Genomic DNA, 13580 nt, shown 5'->3' with positions numbered 1-13580 from the left:
CAAGCGCTCAAGGCTGTCAGAAAACGTGAATTTGAGAAAATAGGAGAAAACCATGGCAAATGATGCGAACGCCAGAAAGGCCGAAATTTACCGAATGGTGATGCCGGATCATCTCTGTCCTTATGGGCTCAAGTCTGTCGATCTGCTGAAGCACGAAGGGTTTGATGTCGAGGATCATCACCTTGAGACGCAGGACCAGACCGAGGCTTTTAAGCAGAAGCATGGTGTCGACACGACGCCCCAAACCTGGATTGACGGAAAGCGGATTGGAGGCTACGACGAACTGCGCGAGTACTTCGGCCAAGAGGTGCCGGACGAAGATGAGACCAGCTACAAGCCGGTAATCGCAATTTTCGCTGTTGGTTTCCTAATGGCGCTGGCTTTCAGTTGGGTAGCCTTTGGTACCTTCATGATAGTGAGAACACTCGAATGGTTCATTGCCATCTCAATGACGCTTTTGGCAGTACAGAAGTTGCAGGATGTGGAAAGCTTCTCAACAATGTTTTTGAATTACGACCTGCTGGCCCGTCGTTGGGTACGTTACGGTTATATCTATCCTTTCGGCGAAGCTCTAGCTGGTATTCTGATGATCGCCGGAGCTCTCATGTGGATTGCGGTGCCGGTGGCGTTGTTTATCGGGACTGTCGGTGCGGTGTCGGTATTCAAGGCAGTGTATATCGATAAGCGCGAACTAAAGTGCGCCTGTGTCGGCGGCAACTCGAATGTTCCCCTGGGCTTCGTGTCGCTGACTGAAAATTTGATGATGATGGTGATGGCGATCTGGATGCCGGTCCGAATGTGGGTGCTAGGCTGGTAGTGTTCATGAGAGATAACAACGCGGCTTATTTTTAGCTTTCCTATTCGGGAAGGACAGCTGGGTTGTAAATGGGTTCAGTTAAGCAAAGTGTATGAATATTCTCAATACTCCAGTGTTGGGAAACCATTCAGTCAATGAGTCAATCTCTTCTTAGGTAAATGATGGTTGTTCAAGGTTCTTGATTTCGAATACTAGCGAGCCGAGCCTGTCACCCGCATGACTAAACAATGACAAAGTTGTAATCTGGCCGTCATCTTCTTGTGGGTTAGTCGAGCTTAGGCTGTTTCCAAACCCATTCTGAAAACTACGGGGCAGGGCAACGATGCGGCTATTGGTGGTCGAAGACGAAATCAAAACTGGCGATTATTTACAGCAGGGGCTGACCGAGGCAGGCTTTATGGTCACGCTCGCGCGCAATGGCCTCGACGGCCATCATTTGGCGATGACCGAAACTTTTGATTTACTGGTGCTGGACGTCATGCTGCCGGACGTCGACGGCTGGCGGATCGTGCAGTCGTTGCGCGAGGCTGGCCGTCAGACGCCAGTGCTGTTCCTAACCGCCCGCGACAGTGTGGATGACCGCGTTAAAGGCCTTGAATTGGGGGCTGATGATTACCTGGTCAAGCCCTTCGCTTTTGCCGAACTGCTGGCCCGGGTGCGCACTCTGTTGCGCCGCAGTGCGGTGCCGGTGATGACGGATCAGATCAGGGTCGCCGACCTCACCCTGGATTTGCCGCGGCACCGGGCCACGCGCGCCGGTCGCAGGATCAATCTCAGCCACAAGGAGTTTTGCCTGCTGGAACTGTTGGTCCGGCGGCAGGGTGAAGTATTACCGCGCTCCTTGATCGCCTCCCAGGTATGGGACATGAACTTCGATTCCGACACCAATGTGATTGATGTGGCCATACGGCGCCTAAGAGCAAAAATCGATGACGATTATGAACCCAAGCTGATTCACACTGTGCGCGGCTTGGGTTACAAGCTGGAGGTTGAAGACGACCATGACGAAGGTTAGCCTCGTCCGGAGACGACCACTGTCACTCAACAGCCGGGTGATGCTGTTTGTCGCGATGGCTATCGGTTTCAGTTTACTGATGATCGGTTATCTCGTGCTGAATGAAGTAGAGCGCCATTTTGCTGAACAGGATGCCGACGAGTTGGTGGTGATTACTCGTGCTGTTGAAGACGCTCTACAATCGGCGAAAGATCAGGACTCGGCACCGGAGGGCGCCCTTGCGCGAGCTGTTTCTGGTCACCATGGTGTCTACTTTCAAGTGTGGGATGATGCGGGACGTTTGGTCTATGGTCCTGAGGAGGGTGGACCTTCGCCACAAGAAAACACCTATTCTCCTGTGAGCCGTATTCAGGTAGACAATCTTTATACCTGGCAAACTGATGGCAAAACCTACCGTGGCACTATCACGCATACCCGCATTGAAGACCAGAATTATCGCATCGTTGCTGCTATCGATATGGATTTCCATATCCACTTTCTGGAAAATTTTCGGCGCAGTTTGTGGATGATTATGGTGCTGGCAGGCGCGGTGACTCTCTTGGCGGCCTGGTATGGCGTGCACCAGGGGCACGCGCCCTTGCGCGAGCTGAGTGCGACAATGAGTGATATTCAGGCGGATCGCCTTCATGTGCGTCTAGACCCTAACACCGTTCCCCGGGAACTGCAAAACCTTGTCTGTTCCTTTAATCATATGATTGGCCGCTTGGAAGACAGCTTCGTTCGACTATCCTATTTCTCCGCCGATATTGCCCATGAATTGCGCACGCCTTTGACCAACCTGATCACCCAGACCCAGGTGGGTTTGGGTAAGTCCAGAAGCCTGGAAGAATATCGCGAACTGCTCTACTCGAATCTTGAAGAACAGGAGCGCCTGACCAAAATGGTCAACGACATGCTCTGGCTGGCCCAGAGCGAACACGGCCTGCTCAAGCCTGTCTGGGAACCGCTGGATCTGGCTCGGGAAGTGCGCGAGCTGTTCGATTTTTTCGAGGCCCTGGCGGAGGAAAAGCACATCCAATTGGTGTTGGAAGGAAAGGCACCGATTATACAAGGTGACCGCGCTATGCTGCGTCGCGCATTGTCCAATCTGCTGTCCAATGCAATACGCCACACACCAGTGGGAAGAAGTGTGCTGATCCGTCTGGATTCATCGGGCGAGGGTAGGGCGTTACTCAGCGTACAGAATCCGGGGCCAGAAATTCCAGCCGAGCATTTGCTCAGGATTTTCGACCGGTTTTACCGGGTCGATCCTTCCCGGCAACGCCAAAGCGAAGGTGCTGGCTTGGGGCTGGCTATCGTCAAGTCCATAGTCGAGGCCCATGAAGGAAACATCGCGGTGATCTCCGAACGCGGCGTCACGCGCTTCACGATCAGTTTACCCAGCATGGCTGATGTAGAGGTGAGTGCTACGGGAGAAAGTGATGAGTCAATTGACCATCGGTAAACTGGCACAAGCAGCTCGGGTCAGTGTCGAAACTATTCGTTATTACGAACGCCTCGGGCTTATCGAACAGCCGCTAAAGCCAGCTTAAGGATACCGCACCAACCCAAAAGCCACTCTGAAGCGGGTCTTCTTCATGAAATGAGCCCAAGAGCTAGGATCCACTTTGTAAGAAATCGATAATCTGTTGGCGCCTAGAGAATCGCATTGTCCGGGGTCGCCGTGAAGATCAGGATGATCATGCTGGTGTATCTCAACCAGTCCAATGTACAAACGCAAGAGGAGTGCGATGCGTGAGGTTGCTCCGACAGAAGATACGCACCGTAATGCCATTCTGCACGGCCCCGGACTGCGGGTACGACTGGTTATGAGAGCAGCTCAATGGAGGCAGAAGGATATCCCGTGTGCCGACAGGAGCCGTGTTGTCAGGAATGCCAACAAACCAGTCACACACTTGACTCTATAGCTACCATAGGCATTATAATTGAGATTAATTATCATTAGCAACAAGCCAAGTAGAGATCTCGTTAATGCAGGCGCACTGGATATACCGTTTTATAAGCCCGAAGCAATTTGTTTTGAATGTCTCAGTACTGCTGCTGGGCTTATCGTGTTTGCTTCCAGCGACCAGTCAGGCGGAAATGAGTGATGACGGCTTCGCTCAGATGCGTCAATTGGCTCAGCTGGCCGAATACATTGCTGTGGATTACATGGAAGCCGTCAAAGATGGCCATGTGGTCAATGACGGTGAATATCAGGAAATGCTGGAGTTCTCCCAGCTCATTGTGACGAATATTTCTGAGATTCAGGATAAATCAGCCGACGCTGGCGACCTGACAGATCAGGCCAAGGCTTTACAGGAAGCCATCCAGAACAAACAGGCTATTGAAACAATTCGGCAAATGAGCGGCAGCCTGCGGGGTACGTTGTTGGCACTGATGCCGCAGTCGTCCCTGCCGGATCATCTGTTGTCGAAAGCGACCGTCAAAGGGTTGTATGAGAGCCAGTGCGCTTCTTGCCATGGCGCAGCCGGTGGGGGCGATGGTGTGATGGCCGAACAGCTGGAGCCCGCTCCAACCGATTTCACCAGCAAAGAGCGAGCCTTGAACCGGTCACTTCTGGGCCTGTACGACGCCATATCCAATGGCATAGCCGATACCGCAATGCCGGCATTTACCCAACTGACGGAAGAGCAACGCTGGTCGCTGGCGTTCCACGTCGGCGGATTGGCATTTCAATCCGGCGCTGAGGTTACAGGCGAGGCACCTGGCGTCACCTTGTCACAGATGGTTAACCACACGCCGGCGCAACTCGCTGCAGAACACCCGGATATGACGCAGAAGGGGATCGAACGGCTGCGCGCAAAGCCAGAACTGTTATTCCAGGAATCGACCAATCCTCTGAAAATCACCCGCGACCAACTGCTGCTAGCACAAGAGGCGCACCAGCGCGGCGATTATCAGACAGCACAAGCACTGGCGGTCAGCGCTTATCTGGATGGCTTTGAATTGGTCGAAAACAGCCTGGATGCGCAGGATAAAGCACTCCGCCAGACGCTCGAAGCCGATATGATGGCGATAAGACAATTATTGAAGCAGGCACAGCCCCCGGGCGAGGTGGAAAGCGCTGTGGGCCGGACGCTGGCAAGGTTGGATGATGCGGATCGATTGCTTTCGGAATCTACCTTGTCCAATGCGACCCTGTTCAGTGCCAGCTTGGTGATCCTGTTGCGGGAGGGGCTTGAAGCCTTGCTCGTGGTCATTGCCCTGGTGACTGTGCTGGTGCGAACCGGTCGGCGTGACGGACTTCGGTATGTACATTTGGGTTGGGTAACGGCATTGGTGGCCGGAGTTGCGACCTGGGCTGCCGCGCAGTCCCTGGTCAGTATCAGCGGTGCCAGTCGCGAAGTCATGGAAGGTGTTGCGGCCCTTTTGGCGGCGGTCGTGTTGCTCTATGTCGGCATCTGGATGCACAGTAAAACCCATGCTGCCCAGTGGCAGGCCTATATTCAGCAGCACATCAACTCCCACCTGACTGCGGGTACCCTGTGGGGTCTTGCGCTGCTGGCATTTATTGCGGTTTATCGTGAAGTCTTTGAAACGGTCTTGTTTTATCAGGCGCTGCTGACCCAGGCTGCAGCCGCTCAATATTCATCCGTATTCAGCGGCTTTGTAGCCGGTACTGCTTTCTTGGCCGTATTGGCCTGGGTGTTGGTGCGTTACTCGGTGAAATTACCCATTGCCAGATTCTTTTCCGTCACCACCTACCTGTTGCTGGCCCTGGCGTTTATCCTCATGGGTAAGGCGATGTCGGCACTTCAGGAAGCGGACCTTATCGGTATTACCCCATTGCCTGTCAGTTTTGAATTCGATTGGGTCGGCGTCAAATCCACCTGGCAGGGGATCCTGGCGCAATTGTCGGTACTGGTGGTTTTCCTGGTCTTTCTGGGGTTGGCGAGAAGGCAGCGGAAAAATGCCCCTGTTGCAGAACGTTCAGGAGAGTTTTTGGAACCGGGTGTCACCCGCTCGAAACCGGAGTAGCCGACAAATTCCGCAATATGCCGCACTGCTCGACTGTCCGACGGTTTGAACAGCTGCGGCGCAGCATTCTCAGTTGCTCGTTCAGTTTGGTGAGTTCCTGGATACGCGCCTCCACCTGCTCGATATGCCTATCCATCATCCGATTCACATCATCACATTGCGCGCCTGGAGAACGGTTTAAAGCCAAAAGCTGCCGGATCTCCGGCAAACTGAGATCCAGGCTCCGACAGTGTTTGATAAACAATAATTGCTCAACGGCAGCTTCATCGTACAGGCGAAAATTACCTTCACTGCGTTCTACAGAGGCAATCAAATGTTCCTTTTCATAATGCCGGATGGTTTGCACGGAGCAGCCAGTCACTTTCGACAGTTCGCCGATTTTCATCATCTCTCAATATTCCGATTGACTCTATAGTTGCTATAGAGTTTATAGTGACCGTCCGTACATCCACAAGGGCTTTTTCAATGTCTGACCCGTGCAATGACGGCTGCCAGAGTGCGAAGGTTGCCAATGTCCCCGCCTCTGGGATAGCGAATACTGATACGGCTTTTCAACATGGCTATGTCAGTGACTACCGGGTACCAAAAATGGACTGCCCGTCGGAAGAGGGGATGATTCGCATGGCCCTGGACAGTATTGAGCCCCGCGTTTTACTGGAGTTCGATACACCGAATCGGAAAGTGCGTGTTTTCCATGGTGACAATGGGGCTACCATCGAGGAAAGGATGCGCTCCCTGGGGCTGGGTGCCACGCTCGAAAAAACCACCCCGGTGGGGGAAGAGGATCTAGTCCTGGCCAGGGAGAAGGAAGAGGCAACCGCCCAGGTCGAAGCCGGTATACTGAAGTGGTTGCTGGCCATCAACGGCGTTATGTTCGTGGTTGAACTGACAGTAGGCTGGCTGGCGCAATCCACTGGCTTGATCGCGGATTCTTTGGACATGTTTGCTGATGCCGCCGTCTACGGCGTGGCACTATATGCCGTTGGACACAGTGTGCGGATGAAGCTGCGCGCGGCGCATTTGTCAGGCTGGCTTCAGATCATTCTCGCCCTCGGTGCTTTGAGTGAAGTGGTAAGGCGGCTATTGTTCGGAAGTGAGCCCATTTCCAGCCTGATGATGGGCTTCGGGCTCGTGGCTCTCGCGGCAAATGTGGTGTGTCTGCTGTTGATTGCCAAAAGTCGGGATAGCGGCGCGCACATGAAGGCCAGCTGGATTTTCTCCGCCAATGACGTGATTGCCAATTTGGGTGTTATTTTGGCGGGAATATTGGTTGCCTGGACAGGATCCAGATATCCCGACCTCCTTATCGGTACGATGATTGCGCTTATTGTATTACGGGGAGCACAACGCATACTACAATTAAAATCCTGACCCGCCACTATTTGGCTGTGTTGGGAGCAAATAACGTCGACACCATGGTGAAACCAATACGGAAATCTCGATTTCAGTCATTTTTTAGATGAACTCCCACAGTGAGGGTCTTTGTATGAACAGCAAAACGTTGATTTCAATTTTTCTTTCGGTAATCCTTTTTCCTCTGGTAGCGCTTGCCGCGGATGATCCACAGCCATCAGCACAAGATAAAGCCCATCAGGAATACATGAATAAAATGATGGAACAGATGCAGTTAATGCAGAATCAAATGCAAAAAATGCAGCAAACCTCTGACCCCAAGGAGCGGCAGCGCTTGATGAAGGAACATTGGATGACGATGAACAAAGGAATGGAAATGATGCACGGGACGAAAGAATATCCCGGCTGCGGCATGATGATGGGGAATATGATGAATGGCCACATGAAGGATGGCCATATGATGAATGGTCATATGATGAATGGTCATATGATGAACAACGGCAATATGATGGGTTGGTGGAACCCGGAGGACACCTCGCAAGAAGCGATGTCGCAACGTATGAACATGATGGGTTCATGCATGGGAATGCAACAACAGATGATGCAACAAATGATGCAGCATCAAAATCAAGAGTCCCTGAGTAATTCGCCGAAAAAATAGTATGTCAGACCAAGTCTGAACTACTCCGTATTAGGCAATTCCAACCCGTAAACTATGGGTCGGAAGTAGGCTCCCTCCTCATCCTTAACCATGCCCATAGGTGTGGGTATCCTTGTGCACGTGGTCCGGGTGTTCGAATTCCAGTGTCGAATGACTGATATTGAATTCCTGCGCCAGAGCCTGTTTTATCCTGTACTTGATGTTCTCAAGTTGATCCCATGCACTTTCCTCGATAATCACATGAGCTTCCAGCGAGGCATCGTGTTCGCCCATCTGCCAAAAATGCACGTGATGAATATCGATAACGCCTTCGATGTTGGACAGGGCAACAATGACGGCATCGGTATCGATGTCCACCGGGCTGCCCAGCATGAGGGTTCTGATGGTACCGCCGATTTCTGTCAGACCCAGGTAGAGAATGTAGCCCGCGATGCCGATGGTGATGGCAGGATCAACCCAGCGCATGTCGTAGAGTAAAATAAGGGTTCCGCCAATGACCACGGCGACCGACGCCAGTGTATCCGACAGATTGTGAAGAAACAGTGCGCGGATATTGACGCTGTCTTTTTGCATTGAATAGGTGAGCAACGCTGTCAATGCGTCCACGGCCAGGGCGATACCACCGAGCCAGACGACCCACCAGCCCTTTACCTCTGGAGGATCGATTATCCGCATGCCACCTTCGTAAATCAGGTAGAACCCGATAATGATCAAGGTAGTGTAATTGATGAGGGCTGCAACGATTTCAATGCGTCCGTAGCCAAAGGTCATCCTTGCGTCAGCCGGGCGGCGCGCAATTTTTTGCGCCGCCAGCGCGATGAAGAGTGATGCCATGTCAGAGAAGTTATGCAAGGCGTCTGCGATAAGGGCGAGACTGCCAGCGAAGATACCTCCTCCAATCTGAGCCAGGGTCAGGATCCCGTTCGCCCAGATGGCGATAGCAACGCGCTTATCCTTGGTCTCAGCGGGCATATGCACATGGTCGTGACTCATTGGACTAACCTCGTTTGGTATCTATGTATAAAGAAGCATCTGCTGCATTCAGCTTACTCTGTGCCTGGTCGCCTGTACCTTGGCGACTTTGTGGATTTTGGGCCATTGGCTACTCATCCTTTTTGACAGTTTTCAGGAATTCCGCAAGGCTGTCTTCGGCCGCTTTTTTGTTCGGGAATGGCCCGATATTTTGACCTTCACGGGTTAAAAAATACCAGTCACTGTTGATGGCGTGGATACGATGTGTTCGAAAGTGTGGAGCTTCCTTCGGGTCATCTTTTCGTTGCTTGGGTGGGTCGTTCATAGTCTTACCAGGGTATAAACCGCAATAAAAGAACGTTGAAAAAATCATGGGGAGATTCCTCCCCATGGTAGGGCTTTGGTTAACTATCAGTGTCGTGCTTAATGTCGCCTGTGGGCGTGGAGTTACTGGCACTTCTGCCATGCAACAACGCATAGAGCACAGGGAGTACAAACAACGTCAACAGGGTGGACGAGATAATCCCGCCGATCACCACGGTCGCCAGAGGACGCTGTACTTCGGCGCCGGTGCCGGTATTGAGTGCCATGGGTACAAAGCCGAGGCTTGCTACCAGGGCGGTCATCAATACCGGCCGTAAGCGGATCAGGGCGCCATCGACAATGGCCTTCATCAAGTCACCCTGTTCGTGCCACAGATCACGGATAAAGGCGATCATCACCAGGCCGTTTAACACCGCCACCCCGGAGAGGGCGATAAAGCCAACACCCGCCGAGATGGACAGGGGCATGTCTCGCAGCCACAGGGACAGAACCCCGCCGGTGAGGGCCAGTGGCACGCCGGTGAAGATGATCAGGGCATCCTTGAGGGAGCCGAAGGCCATCACCAATAGTGCGAGGATGATGGCAAGTGTCACCGGCACCACGATGGCAAGCCGCTGACTGGCGGACTGCAGTTGCTCGAAGGTCCCGCCGTAATCCAGCCAGTATCCGGGAGGTAGATCCACGTCGTCCGCAATGCGCGCCTGTGCTTCCTCGACAAATCCGCCCAGGTCGCGGTCCCGCACGTTGGCGGTGACCACCACCCGACGCTTGCCGTTTTCCCGGCTGATCTGGTTGGGCGCCGGAGCCAGCTCCAGCTCGGCCACTTCCGACAGGGGCACATAGCCGCCGTCCGGCAGGGGGACTGGCAGGTCCGCGAGGCTGTCCACATCCCGGCGGATGTCTTCGGGAAGACGCACCACCAACTGGAAGCGGCGGTCGCCTTCGTAAATCAGGCCGGCGTTTTCGCCCCCGACACCGGCTGCCACCAGATCCTGGAGATTATCCACCGTCAGCCCGTAGCGGGATAGCGCCATGCGCTTGGGGTGTACCGACAGCATGGGCAGGCCGGTCACCTGTTCGACCCGGGTATCGGCAGCGCCCTCCGTGGATTCCACAACCTCAAGGACGTCGTTGGCCGATGTCAGCAACTGATCCAGGTCATCGCCGAACACCTTGATGCCGAGATCGGCGCGCACGCCGGAGATCAGCTCGTTGAAGCGCATTTCGATGGGTTGGGTGAACTCGTAATTGTTGCCAGGCAGTTGCGTTACCGCGTCCTCCATTTCCGCCACCAGTTCATCCTTCGTTTTGTCGGGGTTCGGCCATTGGCTGCGGGGCTTCAAGATGACAAAGTTGTCTGCCACGCTGGGGGGCATGGGGTCGGTGGCCACTTCCGGCGTGCCGATCTTGGCGAACACCTTGTCCACCTCCCCAAACGCCTTCAGCCGTTCTTCCAGCTGCGACTGCATCTCGATAGATTGCTCCAGTCCGGTGCCCGGGATGCGCAGGGCATGGAGTGCAATATCCCCTTCATCCAGTTGTGGAATGAATTCCGCCCCCAGGGTGGTCGCCAGCCAGAGACAGGCCGCTACCAGCGCGGTCGCGCCCCCCAACACCAGCCAGCGGAACCTCATAGCCACCCGCAGCGCAGGCCTGTAGAGCGATTTGGCGCCGCTGATTACCGGGCTTTCCTTTTCGCTGATTTTGCCGCCCATAAAAACTGCCACAGCGGCGGGCACCACGGTGAGTGATAACACCATGGCCGCCAGCAGAGCCATCACCACGGTGGCCGCCATGGGGTGGAACATTTTGCCCTCGACGCCGGTGAGGGCAAAGATCGGCAGGTACACCACGGTAATAATGGCGACACCAAACAGGCTGGGGCGTATGACCTCGTTGGTGGCCTCGAACACCAGTTGCAGTCGCTCCTTGAGTGCCAGTTGGCTTTGGTGCTGGGCCTGGGACAGGCGCCGGATACAGTTCTCGACGATGATGACCGCGCCGTCGACGATCAGGCCGAAATCCAGCGCGCCCAGACTCATCAAATTGGCGGACACGCCAGACCGCACCATACCGGTGATGGTGGCGAGCATCGAAAGCGGAATGACAGCTGCCGTGATCAAGGCGGCGCGCAGGTTGCCCAGCAACAGAAACAGCACCACGATCACCAGCAGTGCCCCTTCAAGCAGGTTTTTCTCCACCGTGGCGATGGCCTTGTCCACCAGCGCCGTGCGGTCGTATACCGCCTCCACCTTGACGCCGTCGGGCAGCGAGGGCTGAATGGCGTCCAGTTTCTCGGCCACGGCCTGTGCTACCGCCCGGGAGTTTTCTCCCACCAGCATCATGGCGGTGCCCATCACCGTTTCCTTGCCGTCGCGGGTGGCGGCTCCGGTGCGCAGCTCCTTGCCAATGGCCACTTCAGCTACATCGGCTACCCGGACTGGCGCACCATCCCGGTTGGCAATCACCACCTGTTCAATATCGCCAATGGTGGCCAGCTGCCCGGGCGAGCGCACCAACAGCTGTTGGCCGTTGCGTTCGATATAGCCGGCGCCGCGATTGGTGTTATTGGCCCGCAGGGCGCTGACCAGTTCATCCACCGTGATGCCGAACTCCAGCAACCGTTGGGGCGACGGCGTAACGTGGTACTGCTTGTCGTAGCCGCCAATGGTGTTGACTTCGATCACGCCGGGCACCTGGGCCAACTGGGGTTTGATGATCCAGTCCTGGATCTCCCGCAGTGCCGTAGCGTCCAGCGGACTGCCATCCGCTTGAGCGGCGCCGGGCAGGGCTTCTACGGTGTACATGAAGATTTCGCCAAGACCGGTGGCGATGGGACCCATCTCCGGCTCCAGCCCGGGGGGCAGCGCGCTCTTGATGGCGCCCAATCGCTCATTGATCAGATTGCGGGCGAAATAGATGTCCGTGCCTTCCTCGAACACCACCGTGACCTGGGACAGGCCGTAGCGGGACAGGGACCGGGTATAGGACAGGTTGGGCAGGCCGTACAAGGCTGTTTCCACCGGAAAGGTAATGCGCTGCTCCGCCTCCAGAGGCGAATAGCCCGGTGCCTCGGTGTTGATCTGTACCTGGACATTGGTGATATCCGGCACCGCGTCGATGGGCAGGCGCTGGAAACTCCACACGCCCACGCCGACCAGCACCAGAATAAGGGATAACATTAAAAACCGCCGCTCTACCGAGAGACGTAAGATGGCATTGATCATCATAGCCTCCTGGTTAGTGGTCGTGGGATGCGCCGGATTTTTCGATATCGGCCTTGATCAAATAACTGTTTTCCACCACATAGCGATCGCCTGCTTGCAGGCCGCCCAGCACCTCAGTCAGGTTGCCGTCGCTGCGGCCCAGCTCCAGTGGGCGGATCTCGTAGGTGTCATCCACCTGAATAAACACCACGGTCCAGTCCCGGAAGGATTGCAGGGCGCGGTTGTCAACCACCAAGGGGGCCTCCACCGTTTCCACCACGATATCCCCGGCCACCAGCAAACCGGGGGTCAGCAGTCCCTCGGCATTGTCGACTTCGACCCGGGCCAGGGTGTAGGGCGCGTTGCCGGGTGCCGGCAGCAGGTGGCGGATGGTGCCTTCCCGCTCGATGCCGTCAGCCTTCAGTCGGACTTTCTGGCCAATGGCAACCTCGGCCCGTTGGCCGGGGAAGACCTTGAATTCGGCCCACAGAGTGGTCAAATCGGCAATGGCGAATAGGGGTTGCTCCCCGGTCATTTCCCCGTTGCTGATCCGGCGCTCAATGACAATCCCGTCGATGGGCGCGCGCAGTGCGTAGGTCTGCAGACTTTCGTTGGATTCTACTTGAGCGAGTACGTCACCACGTTCGACCCGATCGCCCAAATTGACATTCACCAAAGTGGCTACACCGGGGAAGCGGGCATGCACCCGGGCAATCTGTTGCGGTGCCGTGGTCAGGCTGCCGTAGGTGGTGAGGCTGCGCTCGATGGCACTCGGCCCGGCTGCGGCCGTTGTGATACCCGCTTTATCTGCGATATCCGGGGCGATCCGGGTGCGACCTTCGTGGGATTCCCAGTGCCATCGGTAGTTCTTGCCGTCCATGGCGAGGCTCACTTCTACGTCGAAGGAGTGGGGTTCGGTCACCACACCATCCCCCAGCCAGTAGTCCCCCTGGTAGGCGAAGTCGAAAGTGTCCGCTTGCCCACCCAGGCGGGTGAGCTGGACATTAAGGTCAATATCATCGGTAACGGCGCGGCCAGCCTTGGTGACCCAGGCCCGGTATTCCGGGGGAACGCCCTGCTCAAAGATTTGCAGTTCGACGGTGGCGTCGTTCTGTTGCAGCAGTATGCCGCCGTGAGGTCCTTTAGCCTCGGCCTGCGATTCGTCGTGTTGTTCCTCGGCAGCTTGTAAGGGGCTGATGGCAAGGCAGGTGGCCACCAGAATCAGACAGAGTTGTTTTATCAGTTGCATGG

11 protein-coding genes and 1 pseudogene are annotated in these 13580 nt (G+C 55.3%); 7 read left to right on the top strand and 5 right to left on the bottom strand.

Annotated elements, in window-relative coordinates:
• Window positions 1-94: 94 nt before the first annotated feature.
• The 5 genes and pseudogenes from H7A02_13735 (at window position 95) to H7A02_13715 (ending at window position 5813) form a co-directional block, all read left to right on the top strand.
• Window positions 95-817 carry a glutaredoxin gene (locus H7A02_13735; GenBank protein MCP5173319.1) on the top strand — a complete coding sequence of 241 codons (723 nt, stop codon included), beginning with the start codon at window positions 95-97 and terminating at the stop codon, window positions 815-817.
• A gap of 322 nt (window positions 818-1139) precedes the next feature.
• Window positions 1140-1832 (top strand): heavy metal response regulator transcription factor, encoded by a 693-nt coding sequence (locus H7A02_13730; GenBank protein ID MCP5173318.1) that lies wholly within the window; start codon window positions 1140-1142, stop codon window positions 1830-1832.
• Window positions 1819-3276 carry a Cu(+)/Ag(+) sensor histidine kinase gene (locus H7A02_13725; GenBank protein MCP5173317.1) on the top strand — a complete coding sequence of 486 codons (1458 nt, stop codon included), beginning with the start codon at window positions 1819-1821 and terminating at the stop codon, window positions 3274-3276. The genes H7A02_13730 and H7A02_13725 overlap by 14 nt, the downstream gene beginning before the upstream one ends.
• Window positions 3254-3418, top strand: a pseudogene (locus tag H7A02_13720) (MerR family DNA-binding transcriptional regulator). Before H7A02_13725 ends, H7A02_13720 begins: the two are co-directional and overlap by 23 nt.
• Before the next feature lie 496 nt (window positions 3419-3914).
• Window positions 3915-5813 carry an FTR1 family protein gene (locus H7A02_13715; GenBank protein MCP5173316.1) on the top strand — a complete coding sequence of 633 codons (1899 nt, stop codon included), beginning with the start codon at window positions 3915-3917 and terminating at the stop codon, window positions 5811-5813.
• On the opposite strand, the gene cadR is transcribed toward H7A02_13715, so the two are convergent.
• Window positions 5791-6198, bottom strand: a complete 408-nt coding sequence (cadR, locus tag H7A02_13710) for a Cd(II)/Pb(II)-responsive transcriptional regulator (GenBank protein MCP5173315.1) — start codon at window positions 6196-6198, stop codon at window positions 5791-5793. The two genes, H7A02_13715 and cadR, sit on opposite strands and share 23 nt — an antisense overlap.
• An 80-nt stretch (window positions 6199-6278) precedes the next feature.
• On the opposite strand from cadR, the gene H7A02_13705 reads away from it, so the two are divergent.
• Together H7A02_13705 and H7A02_13700 are read left to right on the top strand one after the other, a co-directional pair.
• Complete coding sequence (locus H7A02_13705) at window positions 6279-7184, top strand: cation transporter (GenBank protein ID MCP5173314.1); 906 nt, start codon at window positions 6279-6281, stop codon at window positions 7182-7184.
• A gap of 115 nt (window positions 7185-7299) precedes the next feature.
• Complete coding sequence (locus tag H7A02_13700) at window positions 7300-7827, top strand: hypothetical protein (GenBank protein ID MCP5173313.1); 528 nt, start codon at window positions 7300-7302, stop codon at window positions 7825-7827.
• Between the two features lie 84 nt (window positions 7828-7911).
• Here H7A02_13700 and H7A02_13695 read toward each other — a convergent pair whose 3' ends face one another.
• The 4 genes from H7A02_13695 to H7A02_13680 all read right to left on the bottom strand — a co-directional run bounded on the left by H7A02_13695 (window position 7912) and on the right by H7A02_13680 (window position 13578).
• Window positions 7912-8820 carry a cation transporter gene (locus tag H7A02_13695; GenBank protein ID MCP5173312.1) on the bottom strand — a complete coding sequence of 303 codons (909 nt, stop codon included), beginning with the start codon at window positions 8818-8820 and terminating at the stop codon, window positions 7912-7914.
• Window positions 8821-8929: 109 nt separating this feature from the next.
• A complete protein-coding gene (locus H7A02_13690) occupies window positions 8930-9124 on the bottom strand; it encodes a hypothetical protein (protein MCP5173311.1) in 195 nt (64 codons plus the stop codon).
• A 79-nt stretch (window positions 9125-9203) separates the two neighbouring features.
• Window positions 9204-12350 (bottom strand): CusA/CzcA family heavy metal efflux RND transporter, encoded by a 3147-nt coding sequence (locus tag H7A02_13685; GenBank protein MCP5173310.1) that lies wholly within the window; start codon window positions 12348-12350, stop codon window positions 9204-9206.
• A 13-nt stretch (window positions 12351-12363) separates the two neighbouring features.
• A complete protein-coding gene (locus H7A02_13680) occupies window positions 12364-13578 on the bottom strand; it encodes an efflux RND transporter periplasmic adaptor subunit (GenBank protein ID MCP5173309.1) in 1215 nt (404 codons plus the stop codon).
• Between the last annotated feature and the right edge of the window lie 2 nt (window positions 13579-13580).

The sequence above is a fragment of the Pseudomonadales bacterium genome (assembly GCA_024234435.1).
Classification (GTDB): Bacteria; Pseudomonadota; Gammaproteobacteria; order Pseudomonadales; family Porticoccaceae; genus JACKOF01.
Note: the sequence above shows the minus strand (reverse complement) of the source record. Positions and strands in the feature narration are given on the sequence as shown.